This is a genomic window from Rhodococcus sp. NPDC076796, assembly GCF_040702765.1.
Taxonomy (GTDB): Bacteria; Actinomycetota; Actinomycetes; order Mycobacteriales; family Mycobacteriaceae; genus Rhodococcoides.
In genome coordinates, this window is sequence record NZ_JBFBMS010000004.1 from 26858 (window position 1) to 50715 (window position 23858).

Below are 23858 nucleotides of genomic sequence, written 5' to 3' on the forward strand. Positions count from 1 at the left end.
TAACGTGCCATTGAGCAACGGGGCTGTCATCGCGCAGCGCTATCGACTTCTGCGCCTCATCGCCACCGGCGGCATGGGGCAGGTGTGGGAAGCAATGGACAACCGCCTCGATCGCCGTGTCGCGGTCAAGGTACTCAAGGCCGAGTTCTCCGAGGACCCGGAATTCCTGCAGCGCTTCAGGTTCGAGGCACGCACCACCGCGCAACTGAACTACCCAGGAATCGCCGGGGTCTACGACTACGGCGAGACCCGCGACGGCGCGGGCGAATCACTGGCCTACCTGGTGATGGAACTGGTCAACGGTGAACCGCTCAACGCCGTGTTGGGTCGGATGTCCCGGTTGCCGCTCGGCCACGCCCTCGACATGCTCGAGCAGACCGGCCGTTCCCTGCAGATCGCGCACACCGCAGGCGTCGTCCACCGCGACGTCAAGCCGGGCAACATCCTGATCACCCCCACCGGGCAGGTCAAGATCACCGACTTCGGCATCGCCAAAGCCGTCGACGCGTCCCCGGTGACCAAGACCGGAATGGTCATGGGCACAGCGCAGTACATCGCCCCCGAGCAGGCCCTCGGCGAGGAGGCCACCTCGGCTTCCGACGTCTACTCGCTCGGAGTCGTCGGCTACGAGGTACTCGCGGGCACGCGGCCCTTCGTGGGCGACGGCGCGCTGACCGTGGCCATGAAGCACGTCCGCGAAATGCCGGCCCCCATGCCGCTCGACCTGCCCCCCGCCGTACGCGAGCTCATCGAGATCACGATGGTCAAGGACCCGGCCGCGCGCTACGCCAACGGTGGCGAATTCGCCGACGCCGTCGCCGCAGTCCGTGCCGGCCGTCGCCCGCCCGCACCCGGAAACTCCCGCGGTACCGGCACCGGCAGGGTCATGATGCCGGGCGTCGTACCCAGCCCTGCGCCGTCGCCGTCGAGCACCCAGATGATGCCGACGTCGCAGCGCGAGTACCGCGGACCGGCCACCGGAACGGCTGCCGCCGCAGTACCCGAGCCCGCCGGAATGTCGTCGGCACAGAAGGCCCTCGCCTGGGGCGGTGCCGGACTGCTGCTGCTGGCCATCCTCATCGGCGGGTACGTGCTGCTGACCGGAGGCAGGGACGACACGCCGACGCCATTCGTGCCACCGACCACAACCACCACGCAGCCGACCACCACCACGACCACGACGACCGAACCCACGACGACCACCGAAGAAACCACCACCACCGAAGAAACCACCACGACCACGACGACCACCACGCAGGAACCGACGACCACCGAGGAAACCACGACGACCTCGGCGGAGCCCACGGAGACGACGACGAGACGGCCGCTGATCGAGATTCCATTCCAGCAAGATCCACAAGGACAACCATGACGACTCCCCGTACGCTGTCCTCTCGCTACGAGCTGGGCGAGATACTCGGTTTCGGCGGCATGTCCGAGGTTCATCTGGCACGTGACACTCGGCTGGACCGCGACGTCGCCATCAAGGTTCTGCGCGCCGATCTCGCCCGCGACCCCACGTTCTACCTGCGCTTCCGTCGTGAAGCCCAGAACGCGGCTGCACTGAACCACCCCGCCATCGTTGCCGTGTACGACACCGGTGAAGCCGAGACCGAAGCCGGTCCGCTCCCGTTCATCGTCATGGAGTACGTCGACGGCGACACCCTCCGCGACATCGTCCGCGCCGAAGGACCCATGGCGCCGCGTCGAGCCATGGAGGTCATCGCCGACGTCTGTGCTGCACTCGATTTCAGCCACCGCAACGGCATCGTGCACCGCGACGTCAAACCCGCGAACATCATGATCAACAACGCCGGCGCGGTGAAGGTGATGGACTTCGGTATCGCGCGCGCCATCGCCGATTCCTCGTCGCCGATGACCCAGACCGCGGCCGTCATCGGGACCGCTCAGTATCTTTCACCCGAGCAGGCCCGCGGCGAACAGGTCGACGCTCGATCGGACGTCTACTCACTCGGCTGTGTGCTGTTCGAGATCCTCACCGGCGAGCCCCCGTTCAAGGGCGATTCACCGGTCGCCGTCGCCTACCAGCACGTGCGCGAGGATCCTCAGCTGCCGTCACTGGTCAACGACACGGTGCCGCGCGAGCTCGACTCGATCATCCTCAAGGCGATGGCCAAGAACCCCGCCAACCGCTACCAGAGCGCCGCCGAGATGCGCACCGACCTGGTCCGCGTCCTCGGAGGTCAACGACCGAGCGCCCCGATGGTCATGAACGACGAGGACCGCACCACGATCCTCGGATCTGTCGATTCCCGGCAGGCAGACTTCTCCGGCGCGGACAAACCGGCCGCAGGCGCCGCCGCCACGCCCCGTGCGTCGAGGCACGCCGAACCCGAGGACGAACCCAGGAACCGTCGAGGCCTGAAGATCGCGCTGATCTCCGCGGCGTCGATCATCGTCGTCGCGATCGTCGGAGCATTCCTGTGGTCGCTCGGTCCCGGCGCGGACCCCAAGACCGTCACTGTGCCGTCCGTCGCCGGGCTGTCCGCCGACGAGGCCCAGAGCCAGCTCGAGAACGTCGGCCTACGCGTCACCGTGCAGGAGAGGCCGGATGCGTCGGTTCCCGAGGGCTCCGCGATCGGCACCAACCCGGCCACGGGGTCGCAGACCGAATCGCCCGGAGACATTCAGCTCGACGTCTCCTCGGGCCCCCAGCAGGTGCAGGTACCGCGACTGTCCGGACGCACCCAACAGGAGGCGTCGGACGCCTTGAACGAGGTGGGCCTCGAACTCGATCCCACCGTCGCCCGTGCACCGTCGACGCCGGAGAACCTCGACCGGGTCGTCGAGCAGAACCCGTCCTCGGGCGTGAGCATGAACGCCGACTCACAGGTTCGCATCACGCTCGGTTCGGGGCCGGCGCAGGTACGGATGCCCAACGTCGTCGGCCAGCTCGTCGACGTCGCGCAGCCGAACGTCGAGGGTGCCGGGCTCCGCGTTCAGATCCAGAACATCGACTCCAGTCAGCCTGTGGGGCAGGTCGTCTCGACGGACCCCGCCGGTGGTGCCAACGTCGCCGAGAACACCGTCGTGACGTTGCGGGTCTCGAACGGCGACAAGATCCCGATGCCGGACCTCTCCGGCCTCACCGAGACCCAGGCGTTGACAGCACTGGAATCGGCCGGCTGGACCGGAACGGTGTCGAACCTGTCGACGTCGAGCCAGTCGACACTCGACCCACTGATGGTCGGCCGAATCGTCAACCAGACTCAGCCGGCGGGCTCCGAGATCAGCAAGACCGACACCATCACCGTGAGCATCGGGGTACTGGGTATCCCCAACGGCTAGCCACCTCGCGTCGAGCTCAGGCGAAGGCTTCGGAGACCTGGGCTTCGAGCTTGGCGACGAGGCCGGGATCGGTGGGCATCCCGCAGACGGTGAGCCAGTTCGCCAGCATGCGGTGTCCGCCCTCGGTGAGGATGGACTCCGGGTGGAACTGGACACCGTGAATCGGTAGCTCGGTGTGCCGCATCGCCATCACCAGGCCGGATTCGGTGCGCCCGATGATCTCGAGTTCGGCCGGGATCGTGTCTTCCCGGACGGTCAGCGAGTGGTAGCGAGTGGCAGTGAAGGGCTCGTTCATCCCCTCGAGAACTCCGACGCCCGAATGGTGCACCAGGCTGGTCTTGCCGTGCAGCAGTTCCGGGGCCTTCTCCACCGTGGCACCGAAGGCTGCGCCGATCGCCTGATGGCCCAGACAGACCCCGAGCAGGGGCGTCTTCGTGCGAGCGCTGGCCGAGACCAGATCCATCGTGGCACCTGCTCGCTGCGGCGTGCCCGGTCCCGGGCTGAGCAGAATGCCGTCGAAACGGGCCGCGACGGCATCTCGGTCGGTGAGGCGCTCGTCGTCGTTGCGCCAGACCTCGACATCGGCATTCAACTGGCCCAGGTACTGGACGAGGTTGAAGACGAAGCTGTCGTAGTTGTCGACGACGAGAATACGCATGCGGACAGCGTACTCAGCGAGGCTGTGCATACCGCATGCGCACCGATTCGTCGTACGCGGGCACCGAGAGATCCTCGGACGCTGCCACGTCGTAGCGAAGGCCGTATCGCAGCGCGTACTGCTCGTACAACTGCACACCGGGCTCGTTCTTCAACGCCGCGCGCAGCCGATCCGAATCCCCGATCGCCGTCATCACGTACGGCGGACTGTACGTCCGCCCGCCGAGAAGAAGGGTGTTCCCGATGCAGCGCGGAGCCGACGAGGCCACCAGCCGTTGATCCTGCATCGCGATCGCCGACGCGCCGCCGGCCCACAACGCGTTGAGCACGCTCTGAACATCGACCTGATGAACCACCAGATCGTCGACCGATGCGTCGGACGCATACGAACCGTCCGGACCACGGGGGGCGTCGGCCATCGTGACGGTCACACCCCCGCCGGACGCGGGCTCGCGTCCTGCCGCGTCGGCCAGGGAATCGATACGCACCAACGCGTCGGCAACCTCGGTGTCCCCCGTCGCAGTGCGTTGCTGAATGGACTCGACCTGTTGCTCGAGCGTGTCCCGGCTCCGCTGGGCATCATCACTGCTGCGTTGAGCCGCATCGACCAGATCTGCGAGCCGGGTGGTATCCCCGCCGCGCAACTCGGTGCCGTCCGAGACATGCCTGGTGGTGCCGAGCAGCAGACCGACGACAGCGCACACCGCGACGGCGAGCACCCACCAGCGGGTGTCGGCGGGGGCAGTCGATCGTCCTGTCACGGGTGCTCACAATTTGTCCGGTGGGTCGGTGCTGGGCTCACCTGCGTTAGCGTGTACAGCAACCGGGTCGGTGACCGTCACGGTCCTCGAGGTCACAATAGCCTGGGGATAAGCGGCACCCGCCGATCCACAGGTTCCGATCGTCAGTTGTCCACAGGTACGGCCGCAGTTGCCGCGGACCGTCACGAACGCGAAGAGGAAGCAATGCCGAAGTCGAAGGTACGGAAGAAGAACGACTACACGATCAACCCGGCGAACCGTACGCCGGTCAAGGTCAACGCCGGGCCGTCACCGGTCTGGTACGTGGTGCTGATGCTGGGATTCATGGTGGTCGGGCTGCTGTGGCTGATCGTCTACTACCTCGCTTCCGAGGACATCGCCTTCATCGGAAACCTCGGTGCCTACAACTTCCTGATCGGCTTCGGGTTCATGGTCGTCGGACTCGTGATGACCATGCGGTGGCGCTGAGAGTCGACCGAGTTACATCGATGTCATTCATCCCCAATGTGGATAAACCCTGTGGATAACTCTACGAACGATCCACAGGGTGTGTACGAACAGCAATGGGCGACGCCCCTCGTCGCCGTCGCGGCCCTGGTCGCAGGCGGAATTGCCCTGGGAATCGGTGCCGCACTCTCCTCCACCGACGCGGCCGGAACATTCCTCGTCGGGCTCGCAGCCGTCGGAATGTGGATAATTGCCGCACTCGCCGCCGTACAACGCCCCCGACTGGCCATCACTCACGACGGATCACTGGTGATGAAACGCCTCAGCGGCATACGCACCTACAGCCGCCGCGACATCGTCCGCGTCAAAATCGTGAAATACCCACGACTGGGACGACGCGTACCGATGCTCGAACTCGACATCCGCCCACCCGGGGAAGACGACGACCGACTGATCATCTTCGGCAGATGGGACCTCGGAACCGACCCTCGCGACGTTTACGACGCTCTCGACATCCACGGTCTGGTGCCACGCGACTCCTGAGCGTCCGGGCCCCCGGGGGTACTCAATGTGACATTCGGTGGACTTTTGGGGGGTCAATGTCACATCGAGTGGACTTGCTAGAGGCCCATCTGGGCGCGCAGGTCGAGGACGCGGATCGCGATGATGCCCAGCGACACCACAGCGACGGCGATGACCGAAAGCCAGGCCATGGACACACCGGCGATGGTTCGCTGTTGGCCCGTGTCTCGGGTTAGGTGGGACAAGAACACCAGACCGGCGGTGGCGGCGGCTCCGGCGACGAGTCCGCCCATGTGTCCCCACAGCGAGATGCTGGGGATCGAGATGCTGATGAAGATGTTCACCGCGATCACGATGAGGATGGGTGCCGGGCTTCGCTTGAGCCGCAGCAGAATGACGGCCTGTGCACCCAGGAGACCGAAGACGGCACCGGACGCGCCGACGGTGAGCGCCAGCGGGTTCTCCAGCAGCATCACCGACGCGCTTCCTCCGAGGAGTGAGAGGAAGTAGACGACCAGGTAGCGGGTTCGGCCGAGCACGAGTTCGACGTCGCGACCGATGATGTACAGCGCGAACATGTTCACGAGCAGGTGTATCGGCCCGTAGTGGACGAAGCCGCTGCCGATCAGCCGGAACACGTCGCCGTCGGAGACGAGCAGGCTGTTGAGAGCCCAGCTCCGGGCGAGCGCGGATCCGGAGGTGTTGTTCATCGGATCGCCGGACTGCGCCACCGTGATGGCATAGACAATCACGTTGATGGCGATCAGGGCGTACGTCAGCGGGGTCTTGGCCGATCGTGCCATCGGTGCACCGGCGACGGTCTGCGCAGTGCGGACGTTCTTGTTGCCCTCGCGCACGCAATCGACGCAGTGCTGTCCGACTGCCGCGGCCTGAAGACACTGCGGGCATGCCGGCCGGCCGCAGCGCGAACAGGCCAGGCCGGTGGGGCGATCGGGATGTCGGACGCACACCGACTGGGGTGGGTTGGGCTGGTCGCCGTACGCGCCACCCCAGCCGGGGTTCGTCATCTTGTGGAAAGTCCTTCGGTCAGATCAGGAGATGGTGACGTTGTTGATGACGACCTCGTCGACCGGGCGATCTCCGCGGCCGACCTGCGTGCTCGAGATCGCGTCGACGACCTTCTTCGACGCCTCGTCGGTGACCTCACCGAAGATCGAGTGCTTGCGGTTGAGGTGCGGGGTCTTGCCGGTGGTGATGAAGAACTGCGAGCCGTTGGTGCCGGGGCCTGCGTTCGCCATGGCCAGCAGGTACGGGCGATCGAAGGAGAGCTCCGGGTGGAACTCGTCCTCGAACTTGTAGCCCGGTCCACCTGCACCGGTGCCGGTGGGGTCGCCGCCCTGGATCATGAAGCCGTCGATGACGCGGTGGAAGACCGCGCCGTCGTAGAACGGTCCGGTCTTGGAACCCGACGCGTTCTGCGTCGTGTATTCCTTGGATCCGTCCGCGAGGCCGACGAAGTTCGCGACGGTCTTGGGGGCGTGATTGCCGAACAGTTCGATGACGATATCGCCGCGGTTGGTGTGCAGCGTGGCCGTTTGGGTCTTGTTTGGTGAAGTCACGCCCTCCATCGTGCCACCTCGGGTGATCGGGCAGTTCACAACGGGCATCGAATCGGGTGTATCAGGAGGGTTCAGCGGGGGCGTGTTGTGGAACAGTGAGGCTATGACGAGCACAACGAAGTCCGACCAGGGTCGGTCGACCACCGGTACCGCAGCGTCCGCATTGCTCGGCGCCGCATCCGCCGCAAGCAAGGGCCCGGCCGGAGTGGGCCTGCTGTTGGCCAAGAAGGGTTACGGGCTGGCCCGCAAGCAAGCTGCGGAGCGCCGGGCAGTGACCGCGGAACGTATTGCCGAAGCAAATCGCACCCGAGCGCTGGTCACGGTCGACTCGGGATCACGTCGGACCCGGCGAATTCTGGTGTTCGGTGCCGCTGCTGCCGTCGTCGGAGGTGTCGTGTTCTTCCTCGGCCGCCGTCGCAACGAGGTGCCCCCGCCCGCCGATGTTCCGCCGAGCCTGGCCGACTACGACGACACGCCGTCATAGGTACAGAACCTTCTGCAGCAAATCGAGCAGACCCGGCCTCGTTCGGTTCACAACCTCCGCGCTGCGGTCGGCGACGACCAGTGCGGTGTTGTGTCCGCTGGTGGAGCCCTCGGTGAGATAGTCGCTGTGCCCGATCGAGCCGCCGGCTCCGTCGGAACGCTCGGTCGAGAGCAGCGTGACTCCGTCCAGTGCGCCCGGATCGCGGCCGAACGCACCCAGGTCGGCGACGATATCGCCCTCGGCCTCCGCCGCGAACACGTGTCCGACGGGAAGCCGAAGATCTGCGACGCTGTGGGTGCCGAATCCCGGTGACCCGAGAGCCACGAACTCGTCGACCCCGGTGTCGCCTCGGAGCGCCGACGCCGCGGTGAGGGATCCGTACGAGTGAGCCAGCACCGACAGATGCGGATCGCTCGCACGCGCGGCGTCGAGGCCGTCCAGAAACGGAGCCAATCGATCCGCTCCCGCCTGCGCAGCCGCACCCGAGACCACGGTCCGATCCGGATCGAGCAAGCTCCACCCCAGCTGAGGGGCCTGGTAGTCCAGCCAGGTCACTGCGGCCGCAGACTCCGGTGGATCCTGTGAAACAAGTTGCTGCACAGCATTTTTGACGTTCTCCATATCGCCGTCGTAGCGGAGAAGATGTCCGTGCACGGTCGAGCCGAGACCGGGCACGAACACGGCGACATGGGTCGCCGTGTCGACATCGCCGACCGCTATGGCCGCCATCGTCTCCTCGTACGAAGAATTGTCGAGGACCAGAAGCTGCCGAGCCCCCTGCGCCAGCGTCGCGTCGATCGCATCGAGTGATGCCAGCCGCGTGCGAGTCTGTTCGAGTCCGGCATCGGCGTCACTGAAGATCCCGCCGAACACGTTGTCGGCCAACTCTTTCTGCAGTTCGGCTTCGACGGCGCGGAGGCGGATACGCTCGGCGGCCAACACTCGACGGTTGGCGCTGTCTCGCACCCGTCCAGGTAGGCCGTCGAGATTGCCGATCAGCGCCGGCTGTTCGACGAGCAGCCTGGTGCGTGCCGCAGGAGAGAGCGCGCTCCAGAAGGCGGCATTGGCCGCCGGTGACCCGTCGCGCGGCACCGAAGCCGCAATTGCCGTCGCAACGGAGGCTGCAGAGGTTCCCCCGGCGAGGCGTCGGGCAAGGACGTCGTCGAAGTCCGTGGCCGTACGAATCAGCTGCGCGATTCGCTCGGCGAGCTCGTCACGGCATCGCCGTCGCTCTCGCATCGTCGCCCACAGATCCACGAGCGCAACCGAATACGACGCGCCGGCGTCGTACACCGAGCCGTCGGATCCGATGGCGAATCGCTCGTCGGCCGCCGTCCTCTCCACCGAGCGGAGCGCAGCGACCAGACTCTCCATGTCGATCGAGGCATCCGCGGTACATCTCGCGATCCGAAGCAACTCGGTTGCGGCATCTCCGAGATCGGACCGCATGAGTCTCAAAGTTTCCCGTGCCGCCTCGGCCGCGGGACCGTCCCACCCCTTGCCCACAACCTCGTCCGCTGCCGAATCGTGCACGGCAGCGACTTCACGCCACCGCCGCATCAGCGCTTCGGACGCGGCTGCCAGCACTCGGCTGTCCCATGACGTGAACTCGTCGAGAGTGACCATCGCATATCCCCCGCAGCATCGTCGTTGTCGACGAGTCAACGCGAGAAGTACACCGCGCCGGGAAATCTATCCCCAGCCTGTGGATGAAATCTGGGGATCAATGGTGCAGCGAGTGAGTGCTACTGCGCAATCCTGCGAATCGGGCCGCTGTAGCCGGCGTCGGGATCGGACGGCCGACTCGTCCTCGGCGGCCTGCTTCGCTTCGCCCGGTACAGATCGGCGTCGGCTGCCCGATAGATCTCACCCCAGCGGCGACCCGCGGGCATGCACGCCAGTCCGACGCTCCATTCCGCACGATGAGCGCCGCGCAGTCGCTCGATGATCTGCCAGGCCTCCTTTTCGAGAACCCCCGGCATGAACAGCACGAACTCGTCTCCGCCGAGCCGACCGAGAACGTCCCGTTTGGTCAGCTGCCCCTTCCAAGCCTTCGAGACCCGAGCGAGCAGGACGTCACCGGCAATGTGGCCGTACTCGTCGTTGATCTCCTTGAAATTGTCCAGGTCGAGCACGGCGAGGCTGACCGACAATCCGCGAGCAGCACACGCCGGCAGCATCTTCTCGATCTTGGATTCGAAACCGAATCGGTTGAGCAGACCGGTCAGAGCGTCGTGCGTCGCGGAATAGCGCATTCGGCGCGCGAAGACACCGAACACCTCCGTCGCACCGACGATGCCGAGCGCCACGAGGATGTAACTGATGAACGGCGTTCCGTACGGCGCGATCGCCGCTCCGATGACCGCCGAAACAGCAAGTACTGCAACCCATATGCCTGCGCTGCGTTCGGACCAGAACGCACCGATGTGCATCCCGAGGAACATGGCCGCCTGGACGCAGATCAAGAACGCCGGCATGGTGTCGCTGCTCCCCAACGCACAGGCGAGTGCCATCACCGACAACGCGGTCGCGAATCCCACCGCCTGTTTGGGACTCGGCACACCCGCCCTCGCCAGCACCACGATCGCCGCCGGACCCAGTAGCAGAGCCAACGCGGCCAGAACCTGCTGCGCACCGGTCAGATTCGACCACGACGCTATCGCGCTGGCAGCGTAGAGAACTGTGGTGACGGCCGCGAATACGGCGAGCATGCGGCCGGACTCGTCGAACCTCGGCCTGCTCACCAGTCGATTCCAACCGTGCAAGGCCATGATTCGGCCGAGTGGAGGCAGCGTTCACCGAAAGAAACACCACCACTCACCCGATACCCCCCAGGCACCATCGGCCCTCCCCACGCACTACGGCCATCGCCTCACATGACCCAACGATGCCCGGACTCTAACACCTCCGAGACGTGATCACGACTCTGGCCAGCGACGGCGCAGCAGGTCAGGATGCCTTCTCGGCGCGAGCTGCCTCCCTGGCAAGCAGTCGATCGCGGGACTCCTCGAACTTGGTCGCCTTGGCCGCCAAGTCTTCGACGAACGCCGCCAGTCGATCGCGATCCCGCTCGCCCTCACCCGTGAAATCGTTGCGCTCGAAGATCTTCCACTTGCGCAGCACGGGCATCAGCACCTCGTCCAGATGCTGCCGGAGATCGTAGATCCCGTGCTTGGCCAAGGTCATCGCGTTCTTTCGGAAATTGGGCATGTTCAGGCCTGGCATCTGGAAGTCGGTCGCGACATCGGTGATGGCGCGGACCATCTGATCGGGCACCAGATCCAGCGACGCCTCACCGAGGTTCCGATAGAAGATCATGTGCAGGTTCTCGTCCGCAGCAACACGAGCCAACATTCGATCCGCCACCGGATCTCCGCACGCCAATCCCGTGTTTCGGTGCGACACCCGCGTCGCCAACTCCTGAAACGTCACGTACGCCACCGAATGCAGAAAATTCGCGCCATCCATCGGCGCATCGATACCCACCGTCATGTGATGCATCCGAGCCCGCTCCAACTCCACGGGGTCGACCGCACGGGTCACCACCAGATAATCGCGCATGACGATGCCGTGACGATTCTCTTCCGCAGTCCAGCGACCCACCCACGTGCCCCACGCACCGTCCAACGAGAAATTGTCTGCCAACCCCCGGTGATACGACGGCAAATTGTCCTCGGTGAGCAAATTGGTGATCATCGCCGTGCGAGCCAATTCCGACAACGACGACTGCTCGAGAGACCAGTCCTGCCCACCCATCGCCGCAAAGTTCCGACCCAGATCCCACGGAACGTAATCATGCGGATGCCATTCCTTCGCCATCGACAGATGACGATTCAAATTGGCTTCCAGCGTGCCGTCGAGTTCCGTCAACAGCTCTTCATGATCGAGAACACGCGTCATCTGCGGGGCTCCTTCGAGAATCGAGATGCCCGAATCGCCAACCGATTCGAGACAGTGGCGAACACCGCCCGCCGAGATCGAACGACGGCACACCCCCCTGCGGTGCGCCGTCGCGATCATTCACGTCGGTCCGAGAACCGACGTGCCTTGCACACCGACCACGCTAAGGACCGATCCACCGATACGACACAGAACCGACGACTGTCTGGATATGTGGGCGCCGAAGCACAGACCGCCTTGGGTCCGATCACAATCGGTCCGTCGAATCCGCTTCGAGCCTCTCGGCACTCGAGGGCACTCAATGTCACATCGAGTGGACTTTTGGGGGGTCAATGTCACATCGAGTGGACTTTTGGGGCGGTCGGCTGGGGACACGAAAAAGGACGCCCACCGAAGTGGACGTCCTTTTTGATGTGGAGCCTAGGAGATTCGAACTCCTGACATCTGCCTTGCAAAGGCAGCGCTCTACCAACTGAGCTAAGGCCCCGGGTGTTGCCGGTAATCGTAGACGAACCTTACACGTCCACTCCGAGCGATTGTCACACGGTGGGGATGCTGTGCCAGACGCCGTCTGCGCTGCGCTGCGAGCGCACCTTCGATAGTGTCAGCACTGCGATCACCGCCGATGCGACCAGAAGAAGGATTTTCACGTCCTGCCTCTTTTCGTTCGTTCGGTGTGGGCCTAGGAGGACTTGAACCTCCGACCTCTTCCTTATCAGGGAAGCGCTCTAACCGCCTGAGCTATAGGCCCTCATCACTACTTCGGACCGAAGAAAACCTCTCCTCGAACCGAGGGATGAGATTACCGTATCGGGCCGCTGTCTTCCAAAACGGCCCGATACGGCCCTCGATGGTGCAGGTCAGTCGCGGTCTGCCAGTGTCACTTCGACGCCACCGACCAGGTCCGACGACAGGTTGTAGATGAAGGCACCAATGGTCGTCAGAGCGGTGAACAGTACGACATTGATCACACCGATCACGGCCGCGTAGCCGAATACCTGCCCGGCACTGACCAGTCCGCCGCCGCCGGATTCGTTGACGATCTCGGTGAACGCACTGTTGAGCCGTTCCCAGACGCCCATGCCGTCGAGCACGGCGTACAGCAGGCCGACCGACACCATCCACACGAAGAACAGTGACACGGCGATCACGAGGGCGATCTTGAGCGTCGACCAGGGATCGATCTTGCGGATCTGGATGGTCGCCCGCAACGGATCGCCGTCCGCACTGGGTACAGCCGTGATGGCCGCGGGGGCCGCACGCTCGGACAGGGACGGCTCCGGGTGCCTTACGGCAGACAGGTCCGGCATGTCCTTCGCCAGATCCTTGCGTTCGATGTGCCGTGTCGGTCCGTCGATTCCCGCAGCCTTGGACCTGGCGGCTTCTCGCCGTTCGGTCTTGTCCTCGGTCGATTCGCGCTGGGTCGGCTCGGCGGCCGTCCGAGCGGACCGATCGAACTCACCGTTCGGAGGCAGCGCAGCTCCGCGTCCGGACAGGTTGGTCTGCGGCTGATTCTGCGGCTGCTGCCGGTCGTCCGTTCCCTGCGGTGCGGGCCGCTGACCGGCTCCACGCTGCCAGGGCGGCGTTCCTGAGCCACCTTGCGGACCGTCGTTCTGTTGGGCCGGCATCGCCTGCGTCGCTGCCGGACCGGCCTGATCCTGACCCCGTGCGGGCTCGGACGTACGAGACGCTTCACCGGCGGCCGTCGACTCGGCTGATACCTCCGGAGTGCGCACGGTCTCGTCGGGTGCTGCAGGCTGCGGGGCTGCCTGCCGTGGAGGTTGACCGGCCGGTGCCTGCCGCTGCGGTGGCTGACCGTTCGGCGGCGGACCACCGCTGGGCCGGCCGGTCGCCTGCTGACCTGGGCCGGGCTGACGGCCGGGACCCTGGGGCGGCTGCGGCGGACCGGCGGGAGCCTGTCCCTGCCGAGGTGCAGGCGGACCCTGCTTGGGGGCCCCCGGAGGAGCCTGCGGCGGCGGTCCCTGCGGCGGGGGTCCCTGAGGTGCAGGCGGTCGCTGCGGGGGCGGGGGTCCCTGGGCGGGACGTGCCGGACCGTTCGGAGCACCCGGTGCCGGTCGCATCGGAGGGCGAGCACCGCCCTGCGGGGCCGGGCCACGGCCCGCGGCGGGCGCGGGACGAGTGGCCGGCTGCGGGCGATTGCCCGGGCGAGCTCCCTCGGGCGGCGCGGGACGCGCGGGCTGCTCCGCCCGCGCGGCGTCCCGGCTGTCCGGTCCACCGCTGGGGCCGGGCCTGCTACCAGGCCGGTTGGGAGTGCTCACTTACGACTCCTTCGCTGCATCGTCTTCGGTGCCCAGAGCATCCGGTTCGATCTCGTCGGCGTTGCGCGCGATCGCGAGCAGTGTGTCGCCTTCACCGAGATTCATCAACCGCACGCCCTTGGTCTGTCGGCCGGCCTTCCGAACCTGCTTGGCAGCGGTCCGGATCACGCCACCACTGGAGGTGATGGCGTACAGCTCGTCCTCGTCGTCGACGATGAGAGCTCCCACCAGCGTGCCACGCTTCGGGTCGTACTGAATTGTCAGCACTCCCTTTCCGCCGCGGCCCTGCTGTGGGTAGTCCTCCATCGCGGTGCGCTTGGAGTAGCCACCCGACGTCGCGACCAGCAAGAACTTGTTCTCGCTGACGACGTTGAGCGAGAGCAACGCGTCCTCACCGTTGAAGCGCATGCCCTGCACACCGGAGGTGGCGCGGCCCATCGGACGCAGCACCTCGTCGGTGGCCGAGAACCGGATGGACTGACCCTGCGCCGAGACCAACAGCAGATCGTCGTCCGAGGACGCGAGAACGGCCCCGACCAACTCGTCCTCACCGCGCAGGTTGACGGCCACGATGCCGCCGCTGCGGTTGGAGTCGAAGTCGGTCAGACGTGACTTCTTGACCAGACCGCCCTTGGTGGCGAGCACCAGGTACGGCGCGTCCTCGTAGGTCTTGATCTGGATCACCTGGGCGATGCGCTCGTCCGGCTGGAAGGCGAGCAGGTTCGCGACGTGCTGACCGCGGGCGGTTCGGTTGGCCTCGGGCAGCTCGTAGGCCTTGGCCCGGTAGACGCGGCCCTTGGTGGTGAAGAACAGAATCCAGTCGTGCGTCGAGCAGACGAAGAACTTGCTGACGATGTCGTCCTGCTTGAGTCCCGCTCCCATCACGCCCTTGCCGCCGCGCTTCTGCGAACGGTAGAGGTCGGTTCTGGTGCGCTTGGCGTATCCGGTCTCGGTGATCGTGACGACCACGTTCTCCCGGGCGATCAGATCCTCGTCGTTGACGTCTCCATCGGCGGCGATGATGCGCGTACGACGGTCGTCGCCGAACTTCTCGACGATCTCGGCGAGCTCGTCTCGTACGATCTGTCGCTGCCGCTCCGGCTTGGCCAGAATGTCCTGCAGGTCGGCAATGGTGCGCTCGAGTTCTGCCAACTCGTCGATGATCTTCTGACGCTCGAGGGCTGCGAGGCGTCGCAGCTGCATGTCGAGGATCGCCTGGGCCTGGATCTCGTCGATGTCGAGCAGGTCGATCAAGCCCTGCTTGGCGAGATCCACCGTCTGCGACGCACGGATGAGCGCGATGACCTCGTCCAACGCGTCGAGCGCCTTGACGAGTCCACGCAGAATGTGGGCCCGCTCTTCCGCTCTGCGCAGCCGGTACCGGGTACGTCGAACGATCACGTCGAGTTGGTGAGTGACGTAGAAGCGGATCATCTGGTCCAGGCGCAGCGTGCGCGGAACGCCGTCGACGATCGAGAGCATGTTCGCGCCGAAGCTCGTCTGCAGCTGCGAATGCTTGTAGAGGTTGTTGAGCACCACCTTCGCGACCGCGTCGCGCTTGATCGTGACGACGATGCGCATGCCGACGCGATCGGAGGACTCGTCGTCGATCTTGGAGATGCCCGAGAGCTTGCCGTCCCGAACCTGCTCGGCGATCGAGGTGATCAGGTTGTCCGGGTTGACCTGGTAGGGCAGCTCGGTGATGACGATCGTGGTGCGACCGTTGGAATCTTCTTCGATCTCGACGACGCCGCGCATGCGGATCGAGCCGCGGCCGGTGGAGTACGCATCCTGGATGCCCTGGCCACCGACGATGAGTCCGTGCGTCGGGAAGTCGGGGCCCTTGACGCGTTCCATGCAGGCCGCGAGCGTTGCTTCTTCGTCGGCCTCGAAGTTGTCGAGGGCCCAGAACACCGCGTCGCCCAGTTCACGCAGGTTGTGCGGCGGGATGTTGGTGGCCATACCGACGGCGATGCCGTTGGAGCCGTTCATCAGCAGGTTCGGCACCCGCGACGGAAGTACCGTCGGCTCTTGGGTTTTGCCGTCGTAGTTGGGGATGAAGTCGACGGTTTCCTCGTCGATGTCGCGCAACATCTCCATCGCGAGCGGGGTCAGCCGAGCCTCGGTGTAACGCATGGCTGCGGCGCCATCGTTGCCGCGGGAGCCGAAGTTGCCCTGGCCGTCCACCAATGGGTATCGCATCGACCACGGCTGGGCCAGTCGCACCAGTGCGTCGTAGATCGAGGTGTCGCCGTGGGGGTGGTAGTTACCCATCGTTTCGGCAACGGGGCGTGCGGATTTGACGTAGCTGCGGTCGGGGCGGAAGCCCGAGTCGTACATCGCGTACAGCACGCGGCGGTGCACCGGCTTGAGTCCGTCACGCACCTCGGGCAGTGCACGCCCGACGATGACGCTCATCGCGTAATCGATGTAGCTGCGCTGCATTTCCTGCTGGATGTCGACCGGATCGATCCGGTCGCCGCCCTCGGCGTTGGTGGTCGAACCCGGCGGGGGTCCTACCGGCGGTTCGGTGATGTCAGACATGCAAATCTCCTCGAGTAACGGTCACCTCCACGCACCGAGAGAACTCATCGGTGCGTGAAGGGAAGTGACTAAACGTCAAGAAAGCGAACATCTTTCGCGTTGCGGGCGATGAAGCTACGACGCGCGGAGACGTCCTCGCCCATCAGCACGCTGAACAGCTCGTCGGCGGCCGCCGCGTCGTCCAGCGTCACCAGACGCAGGACGCGGACCGACGGATCCATGGTGGTCTCCCACAGTTCCTTGGCGTTCATCTCGCCGAGGCCCTTGTAGCGCTGGACGCCGTCCTCGACGTTGATCTTGCGCTTGTTGGCGATGCCGGCCTCGAGCAGACCGTCGCGCTCGCGGTCGGAGTAGGCGAAGTCCGGTTCGCCGCGGCTCCACTTCAGCTTGTACAGCGGCGGCATGGCGAGGTAGACGTGGCCGTGCTCGATCAGCGGTCGCATGAAGCGGAACAGCAGCGTCATCAGCAGGGTGGAGATGTGCTGGCCGTCGACGTCGGCGTCGGCCATCAGCACGATCTTGTGATAGCGCAGCTTGGTGATGTCGAACTCGTCGTGGATGCCGGTTCCGAAGGCGGTGATGATCGACTGGACCTCGTTGTTCTTGAGGACGCGGTCGATGCGAGCCTTCTCGACGTTGATGATCTTTCCGCGCAGCGGCAGGATCGCCTGGAACATCGAATCTCGTCCGGATTTGGCCGAGCCGCCTGCGGAGTCGCCCTCCACGATGTAGATCTCGGACTTGCTCGGATCGTTCGAGCGGCAGTCGGCGAGCTTGCCGGGAAGGCCACCGATATCGGTTGCGCTCTTGCGGCGCACCAACTCTCGCGCCTTACGTGCGGCCATTCGGGCCTGCGCGGAGGAGACCGCCTTGTTGATGATGGTCTTGGCGTCGGCCGGGTTCGATTCGAACCAGTGCGCCAGGTGCTCGTTGCACGCCTTCTGCACGAACGACCGAATCTCGGTGTTGCCGAGCTTGGTCTTGGTCTGCCCCTCGAACTGCGGCTCCCCGACCCGCACCGAGATGACTGCGGCCAAGCCCTCGCGGATGTCGTCGCCGGTGAGCTTGACATCCTTTTCCTTGACCAACTTCTTCTCGATCGCGTACTTGTTCACCGTCGAGGTCAACGCGGTGCGGAAGCCCTCTTCGTGGGTACCGCCCTCGTGCGTGTTGATCGTGTTGGCGAAGGTGTGCACCGATTCGGAGTAGCCGGCATTCCACTGCATGGCGATCTCGACCTCGTGGCCCTCACCCTTGCCGGTGAAGCCGACGACCGAATTGTGGATAGCGGTCTTGGTCCTGTTGATGTGCTTGACGAAGTCGACCAGACCGTCCGGGTAGTGATAGGTCCGCTTGCGCACCTTGGCCGGCTTCGCGTTGGCCGCGTCGGCCTGCTCTTCCTCGGCGGTCTTGGGCGCCTCGGCGGTCTCACCGAGTTCTTCCTCGGTCGCGTCGGTGGCTGCCACTCGCTCGTCGGTGAAGTTGATGGTCAGTCCCTTGTTCAGGAACGCCATCTCCTGCAGGCGGCGGTGCACGGTCTCGAAGCTGTAGTCGAGGGTCTCGAAGATCTTGCCGTCGGCCCAGAAGCGCACGGTGGTACCGGTCTCACCGGTATCCCCGACGGTCTCGAGGGGGCTGGGCTTGGCGTAGTCGTAGGTCTGCTTGTAGCGATGACCGTCGCGCGCGATCTGCAGTTCGACCTTGGTCGAGAGCGCGTTCACCACCGAGATGCCGACGCCGTGCAGGCCACCGGACACCGCATAGGAGTCGGAGTCGAACTTGCCGCCCGCGTGCAGCTGCGTCATGACGACCTCGACGGTGGGAACACCGGAGGAGTGCATGGCGACGGGAATTCCTCGACCGTCGTCCTTGACCTCGACGCTGCCGTCCTCGTGGATGGTGACGTCGACGGTGGAGGCATAGCCGGCCATGGCCTCGTCGACGGAGTTGTCGACGACCTCCCAGATCAGGTGGTGCAGGCCTCGTTCGCCGGTGGAACCGATGTACATACCGGGCCTCTTACGGACCGCTTCCAGGCCCTCGAGGACCGTGATGGAGGAAGCGCCGTAATCCTTGCTGTTCTCGTTGTTACCTGACTTCTGGGCAGCCACGGTTAGCTGGTTCTCCTTCTACGCGTCCACTACCCCGCTCACACCTGTCGCAGGTGCTACCGCAGGGCCGGCACGGTCGTTTCCGCCGTGCTCGATTCCATGCGATTGTTCCGGGCTTGATGTCGTACCGGTCCATAGTACTGGGTGGCTGCGACAGCATGGGGACGATGACACCCCTAAAAGGCCCCTGATTGCTTCACAGGCGCATTTTTTCGATGTCGGACGACAAAGATGAAGGGTGAAACGAGCGGCTCCGCTAGAGATCGAGCACGATCCGTTCGCCCTCGGACCGCGAGACGCAGATCAACATCTCGTGTTGCTGCTCCTCGGCCGTGAGCCGATTCTCTCGATGCTGCGGTGTTCCGCTCAGAACTCGAACCCGGCACGTCCCGCAGAACCCCTGCTGGCAGGAGTACGCCACATCCGGGCGCAGACGCCGAATGGCATGCAGCGCAGTCTCGTCCGAACCCACTGCGATGACCTGACCGGAATCGACGAGCTGCACCTCGAACTCGGCGCCGTTCTTCACCGGCGGAGGCGAGAACCGCTCGAAGTGCAGATGTGTCGCGGGCAACGAGTCGAACGAGGCGCGAACCAGATCGATCATCGGCGGCGGTCCGCATACGTAGACCGAACCGCCGGGTGCCGCGGCACCGAGCAGATCCATGCTCGACGGCATGCCGTCCACATCGTCGGTGCGCACCGTCACGCGATCGGCCTCCCAGTCGGCGATCTCATCGAGGAACGGCATCGATTCACGCGAACGTCCGCAGTAGACCAGGTGCCAGTCCATCCCCGTCTCCCGAGCCCGGCGCACCATCGAGATGATGGCGGTGATCCCGATTCCTCCGGCCACGAACACTGCATGCTCGGACCGTACGAACGGAAAACCGTTGCGCGGACCCCGAATTGCGACCTCGGTGCCGACCGGAAGATCGTGCATCTCGCGCGACCCGCCGCCGCCGTCGGGCACCAGGCGCACCGCGATGGAGTACGAGTCGGCATCCGGTCGCCCACACAACGAGTATTGCCGACGGCGTCCGGACGGGAGATAGAAGTCCAGATGCATTCCCGGTGCCCACGCAGGCAGCACCGCGCCGTCGGCGGCCGAGAACGTCAGTTGGACCACCTGCTCGTCGACGCACAGCACCTCGCGTGAGACCAAGGTCAGCAATCGGGTGCGAGCGACGGGCGGCGCCGCGAACGACGCGTCGTAGTCGTCACCGTCGAGCAGAGCGAACCATTTGTCGAGCGCATCGGTCACCAGCGACACGGTCTGATCGGGCTCGTCACGGCCGTACAGATTCTTCGGAATCGTGCGTCCCATTCGGAACGAGTCCACCATCTGTGCCATTGCGCCGAGCTTGCTCCGCAACGTGCGTTTGGTCATCGATCGGCGGACCGAGCTGCCGGTGAGGTGGCCAGATACTGCACTGCCTGCGCCGTCGACCCTTCCTGAGAGGGGTGGTACGTGCTCTTGAAGTAGCGAAGAGACGCCTTCACCATCGACATCGGGGTCGGGAACAGACCGGCTTTGGCCACTCGTCGGAATTCTCGGAACGAGGGTGTGCGCTGCTTGGGTGGAAGGTGCGCCAGCGTCGGATCCTGGCTCATCAGATAACGAACACCGCGGGTCCAGAACCACACGAGGGTGGGCGCGATGACGACATACGTACGAATCCGGCGGGCCGGACGGACGTCGAAGTATCGCATCACCTCGTAGGCCACCGATCGATGCTCGACCTCCTCGGCTCCGTGCCACCGCAGCAGATCCAGCATGATCGGATCGACGTCGGCCTCGTCCAACTCCGTGGCATTGAGAACCCAATCGCCGAGGAAGGCGGTCAAGTGCTCGGCGGCGGCGATGAGGGCGAGACGCTCGACCAGACTGTTCTGGCCGTGCCCGGACCTGTTGCCGAGGGCGCGGCCGAACAGGAACTTCATCTGATCGACGTACGGATCGACATCGATGCCGTGCGCCCGCAGCTGATCGTGGACATCGGTGTGCGCCTGCGCATGCATGGCTTCCTGGCCGATGAATCCGATCACGTCGTCGCGCAGCTGATCGTCGTGGATGAGCGGCAGCGCTTCCTTGAACGTGCGCACGAACCATTCCTCGCCCTCGGGCAGGAGCAGGTGCATCACGTTGATCAGGTGAGTCGCCAGTGGGTTGCCGTCCATGTAGTGCAGCGGCAGAGATTCCCAGTCGAACTCGACATTTCGAGCATGCAGAATGACACGGTCTTCGGGGGTTCCGTCCACATCGACGGCCGCTGTCGATGCCTTCTTCGTTGGTGCAGACACAACTTCTCCTCGTCCGATGGCCGCGTAGAACATCTTCATCGATCCCCCGACCGCTGAGTGTCGCGAATCACGCTACGCACATCGACCATGTCACAGCAACACTGGCCCCAACATCTGTTGAGGATCACCTGGACCAGCCGGTTCGAGAAGCCATCGTTGGGACGTCTCACTATCCGTACGTGTCGCGTGGGCCCCGTCCACGCACGTGACGCTCGCCCATTCTCCAGCTCTGCGTCGTCGGACCGGTGATGCGCAGAGAGGTCACCACGCCGTGACCGACGGCCGCTGCGATCTTGGCCAGAATCTGCGATTGCATCAGCCTCAACTGTGTCGCCCACGCCGTGGACTCCGCCGAAATGCTCAACACTCCGTCCTTGAGACCGGTGGGATCCGCGTGAGCCGAGATGTCCTCACCCACCACGCTGGGCCACCGGCCCAGCACCGCACCCTCGGACACCTTGGCCGACCACCCACGCTTGGACGCGATCGAGTTCGCCAATGCCCCGAAGGCCTGCGGATCACGGTCGTCGGGCCCGGCTCCCGACCAACCGCGTCTACGACGCCCCCGCAGTGCTCGAACTCCGCCGGTGGGCGACGACCGTCCCTGCCCCACCGATTTGCCACTGGCCTTGGCTGCGGCCCGGGCGTCCTCGAGTGCTCGACGCGCCAGATCGACGCCTTTCAATTCCGGTACCTCACCGTTGCCCGGGGGCGTCGCGTCGTCGTCGGTCATCGATCCTCACCTTCCGAACGTGCGATTCCGGTATTGTCCGACAAGTCCGAGATGCGCGAGATACGGCCTGCTGCACCGGAATCCGAGCTTTGCGTTGCCTCGACCCCGTAGCGCCTTGCATCGAGTTCGGGAGGTACGTCCTCCGGTACCGCCGCCGTGATGAGGACCTGCTCTGCGCCGGCGGCCACCGTCGCCAGCGCCGCGCGCCTCTTTCGGTCGAGCTCGGCGAACACGTCGTCGAGCATCAGGACCGGGTCCGTACCGTCCTCCCGCAACAACGCAAAGGAGCCGAGCCGCAACGACAGTGCATACGACCACGATTCACCATGGCTGGCAAAGCCTTTGGTCGGTTGATCGCCGAGCATCAATTCCAGGTCGTCGCGGTGCGGTCCCACCAGGCACACCCCGCGTTCGATCTCACGCTGTCTCATCACCGAAAGTTGATGCAGGAAAGCAGCTTCCAACACCTCGATGTCATCGGGTTCGGGGGCACGATCGGCATCGGAGAATTCCGGCGGGAGCGCATCGGCCAGACTGCAGCGATAGGCGACGGCAGCCAACCGCGATTCCGGCGCGATCGAGCTGTAGGCCTGTTGCACGAAAGGCATCAGCTCGTGCACCAAAGCTATTCTGGCAGCCAGCAATCGAGCTCCGTGCGCCGCGAGATGACCGTCCCAGACGTCCAGGGTGGCAAGGGCACTCGCGCCGTCGCCCGACGACGATCCGCGGCGCAACGACCCACTCGCCGTCTTGAGCAGAGCCGACCTTTGCCGCAGAACCTTGTCGTAATCGGCACGGACAGTGGCCATTCGAGGAATACGAGTGGTGAGCAGCTCGTCGAGATAGCGTCGTCGCTCGCCGGGATCGCCGCGGACGAGCGAGAGATCCTCGGGAGCGAACAGCACACTCTGCAACACGCCCAGGATCTCGCGGGGGCGCCGCAGCGGTGATCTGTTCATCCGAGCCTTGTTGGCCCTGCCTTCGAGAAGCTCCACATCGATGATCAGTTCCCGACCGTGATTGACCACGGCGCTGCCCACGAACGCCTTGGCGGCGCCTGCCCGAATCATAGGAGCGTCCGAGGACACACGATGGGAGGACAACGTCGACAGGTAATTGAGCGACTCGAGCAGATTGGTCTTGCCGTGTCCGTTGGGCCCTACGAACACGGTCGAGCCCGGTCCGAGGTCGACGGTGAGGTCGTCCCAGGATCGGAAATCGTGTAGCTGCAGAGACCGGACGAACACTTACTCGGTGTTCTTCGGCGCCGGGGCGCGCAGCGTCTCGTCGGCATCGGCCTTCTTGACCGCATGCCCGCCGAACTGGTTCCGCAGTGCAGAGACAGCCTTCATTGCAGGCGAATCCTCTTGCCGCGACGCAAATCTCGCGAACAGCGCCGCGGAGATCACCGGCGCCGGGACAGCGTGACGGATGGCTTCCTCGACGGTCCAGCGTCCTTCACCGGAATCCTCGGTGTACCCGGAGATCTCGCTGAACTCCGGATCCTGACCGAGAGCTTCGACCAACAGATCGAGCAGCCACGACCGCACGACCGTGCCCTTGCTCCAGGCCCGCAGCACGCCTTGCACGTCCTGCACGAGTTCTTCGGCTTCGAGGATCTCGTAACCCTCGGCGTAGGCCTGCATCAACCCGTACTCGATGCCGTTGTGCACCATCTTCGAGTAGTGACCGGCACCGACCGGACCGGCATGCACGAAGCCGTCCGCGCGCTCACCCTCGGGACGCAACGCATCGAAGATCGGCATCGCACGGGCGACATGCTCGTCCTGGCCACCGACCATCAGGCCGTAACCGTTCTTCAGGCCCCAGACGCCACCGGATACTCCGGCATCGATGTAGCCGATTCCCTTGGCGTCCAACAGCTCTGCGTTGGGCTTGTCATCGGTGAAACGAGAGTTGCCGCCGTCGATCACCAGATCGCCCGGCTCGAGCACATCCGCCAGACCGGTGACGGTATCGCGAGTGATCTTGCCCGACGGAACCATCACCCAGACCACCCGAGGGGCCGTCAACGACTGCGCCAGACCGGCCAGTGACGGAGTATCGGTCACCTCGGGTCGGGGGTCGTAGCCGATGACCTCGTGACCGTGCTCGCGCAGTCTCTCGCGCATGTTGAAGCCCATTTTTCCGAGACCGACCAAGCCCAGCTGCATGATGAGGCGTCCTTGTCTGTGTCAGGTGCGAAAGTTCCCGCGGGTTCAACAGT

At 64.8% G+C, this 23858-nt stretch carries 20 protein-coding genes and 2 tRNA genes; 5 read left to right on the top strand and 17 right to left on the bottom strand.

Annotated elements, in window-relative coordinates; genetic code table 11:
* Window positions 1-4: 4 nt before the first annotated feature.
* Together AB0366_RS14090 and pknB are read left to right on the top strand one after the other, a co-directional pair.
* Entirely contained in the window at window positions 5-1372 is a 1368-nt protein-coding gene (locus AB0366_RS14090; RefSeq protein ID WP_366244477.1) for a serine/threonine-protein kinase, read from the top strand.
* On the top strand, window positions 1369-3309 hold the full coding sequence (gene pknB, locus AB0366_RS14095; RefSeq protein WP_366244478.1) for a Stk1 family PASTA domain-containing Ser/Thr kinase: 1941 nt from the start codon (window positions 1369-1371) through the stop codon (window positions 3307-3309). Before AB0366_RS14090 ends, pknB begins: the two co-directional genes overlap by 4 nt.
* 16 nt (window positions 3310-3325) lie before the next feature.
* Here the strand turns inward: pknB and AB0366_RS14100 are convergent, their stop codons facing one another.
* Window positions 3326-3967 carry an aminodeoxychorismate/anthranilate synthase component II gene (locus AB0366_RS14100; RefSeq protein WP_366244479.1) on the bottom strand — a complete coding sequence of 214 codons (642 nt, stop codon included), beginning with the start codon at window positions 3965-3967 and terminating at the stop codon, window positions 3326-3328.
* A gap of 13 nt (window positions 3968-3980) precedes the next feature.
* Window positions 3981-4727 carry a DUF881 domain-containing protein gene (locus AB0366_RS14105; protein WP_366244480.1) on the bottom strand — a complete coding sequence of 249 codons (747 nt, stop codon included), beginning with the start codon at window positions 4725-4727 and terminating at the stop codon, window positions 3981-3983.
* 204 nt (window positions 4728-4931) lie between these two features.
* On the opposite strand from AB0366_RS14105, the gene crgA reads away from it, so the two are divergent.
* Both crgA and AB0366_RS14115 read left to right on the top strand, forming a co-directional pair.
* Window positions 4932-5195: a cell division protein CrgA gene (gene crgA, locus AB0366_RS14110; RefSeq protein WP_121871646.1), complete on the top strand. Its 264-nt coding sequence runs from the start codon at window positions 4932-4934 to the stop codon at window positions 5193-5195.
* 36 nt (window positions 5196-5231) lie between these two features.
* A complete protein-coding gene (locus AB0366_RS14115; protein WP_366244481.1) occupies window positions 5232-5717 on the top strand; it encodes a PH domain-containing protein in 486 nt (161 codons plus the stop codon).
* A 77-nt stretch (window positions 5718-5794) separates the two neighbouring features.
* On the opposite strand, the gene AB0366_RS14120 is transcribed toward AB0366_RS14115, so the two are convergent.
* Window positions 5795-6724, bottom strand: a complete 930-nt coding sequence (locus AB0366_RS14120) for a rhomboid family intramembrane serine protease (protein WP_366244483.1) — start codon at window positions 6722-6724, stop codon at window positions 5795-5797.
* Window positions 6725-6748: 24 nt separating this feature from the next.
* On the bottom strand, window positions 6749-7285 hold the full coding sequence (locus AB0366_RS14125) for a peptidylprolyl isomerase (RefSeq protein WP_094611383.1): 537 nt from the start codon (window positions 7283-7285) through the stop codon (window positions 6749-6751).
* A 94-nt stretch (window positions 7286-7379) separates the two neighbouring features.
* Between AB0366_RS14125 and AB0366_RS14130 the strand changes: the two genes are divergently transcribed.
* Window positions 7380-7760 carry a hypothetical protein gene (locus AB0366_RS14130; protein ID WP_366244485.1) on the top strand — a complete coding sequence of 127 codons (381 nt, stop codon included), beginning with the start codon at window positions 7380-7382 and terminating at the stop codon, window positions 7758-7760.
* Here the strand turns inward: AB0366_RS14130 and AB0366_RS14135 are convergent.
* The 13 genes from AB0366_RS14135 to gnd all read right to left on the bottom strand — a co-directional run bounded on the left by AB0366_RS14135 (window position 7755) and on the right by gnd (window position 23805).
* Entirely contained in the window at window positions 7755-9386 is a 1632-nt protein-coding gene (locus AB0366_RS14135) for an alpha/beta hydrolase (RefSeq protein WP_366244486.1), read from the bottom strand. The genes AB0366_RS14130 and AB0366_RS14135 overlap by 6 nt on opposite strands.
* 119 nt (window positions 9387-9505) lie before the next feature.
* Entirely contained in the window at window positions 9506-10504 is a 999-nt protein-coding gene (locus tag AB0366_RS14140; protein ID WP_366244487.1) for a GGDEF domain-containing protein, read from the bottom strand.
* 205 nt (window positions 10505-10709) lie between these two features.
* Window positions 10710-11660 (bottom strand): acyl-ACP desaturase, encoded by a 951-nt coding sequence (locus AB0366_RS14145; protein ID WP_366244488.1) that lies wholly within the window; start codon window positions 11658-11660, stop codon window positions 10710-10712.
* 414 nt (window positions 11661-12074) lie between these two features.
* A tRNA-Ala gene (locus AB0366_RS14150) sits at window positions 12075-12147 on the bottom strand.
* Between the two features lie 190 nt (window positions 12148-12337).
* Window positions 12338-12411: transfer RNA gene (locus tag AB0366_RS14155), tRNA-Ile, on the bottom strand.
* Window positions 12412-12520: 109 nt separating this feature from the next.
* Complete coding sequence (locus AB0366_RS14160) at window positions 12521-13939, bottom strand: DUF3566 domain-containing protein (RefSeq protein WP_366244489.1); 1419 nt, start codon at window positions 13937-13939, stop codon at window positions 12521-12523.
* Complete coding sequence (gyrA, locus tag AB0366_RS14165; RefSeq protein WP_121871640.1) at window positions 13940-16483, bottom strand: DNA gyrase subunit A; 2544 nt, start codon at window positions 16481-16483, stop codon at window positions 13940-13942.
* A gap of 68 nt (window positions 16484-16551) precedes the next feature.
* Complete coding sequence (gyrB, locus tag AB0366_RS14170) at window positions 16552-18594, bottom strand: DNA topoisomerase (ATP-hydrolyzing) subunit B (RefSeq protein ID WP_121871639.1); 2043 nt, start codon at window positions 18592-18594, stop codon at window positions 16552-16554.
* Window positions 18595-18850: 256 nt separating this feature from the next.
* The gene (locus AB0366_RS14175) at window positions 18851-19948 is read right to left on the bottom strand and encodes a PDR/VanB family oxidoreductase (RefSeq protein ID WP_366244934.1); all 1098 of its coding nucleotides are present in this window, start codon (window positions 19946-19948) and stop codon (window positions 18851-18853) included.
* 32 nt (window positions 19949-19980) lie between these two features.
* A complete protein-coding gene (locus tag AB0366_RS14180; RefSeq protein WP_094611640.1) occupies window positions 19981-20898 on the bottom strand; it encodes a metal-dependent hydrolase in 918 nt (305 codons plus the stop codon).
* Between the two features lie 169 nt (window positions 20899-21067).
* Window positions 21068-21631 (bottom strand): DUF721 family protein, encoded by a 564-nt coding sequence (locus AB0366_RS14185; RefSeq protein WP_366244490.1) that lies wholly within the window; start codon window positions 21629-21631, stop codon window positions 21068-21070.
* Window positions 21628-22878: a DNA replication/repair protein RecF gene (gene recF / locus AB0366_RS14190; RefSeq protein ID WP_366244491.1), complete on the bottom strand. Its 1251-nt coding sequence runs from the start codon at window positions 22876-22878 to the stop codon at window positions 21628-21630. The genes AB0366_RS14185 and recF overlap by 4 nt, the downstream gene beginning before the upstream one ends.
* The gene (gene gnd, locus AB0366_RS14195; protein ID WP_121871635.1) at window positions 22879-23805 is read right to left on the bottom strand and encodes a phosphogluconate dehydrogenase (NAD(+)-dependent, decarboxylating); all 927 of its coding nucleotides are present in this window, start codon (window positions 23803-23805) and stop codon (window positions 22879-22881) included.
* Window positions 23806-23858: the final 53 nt, after the last annotated feature.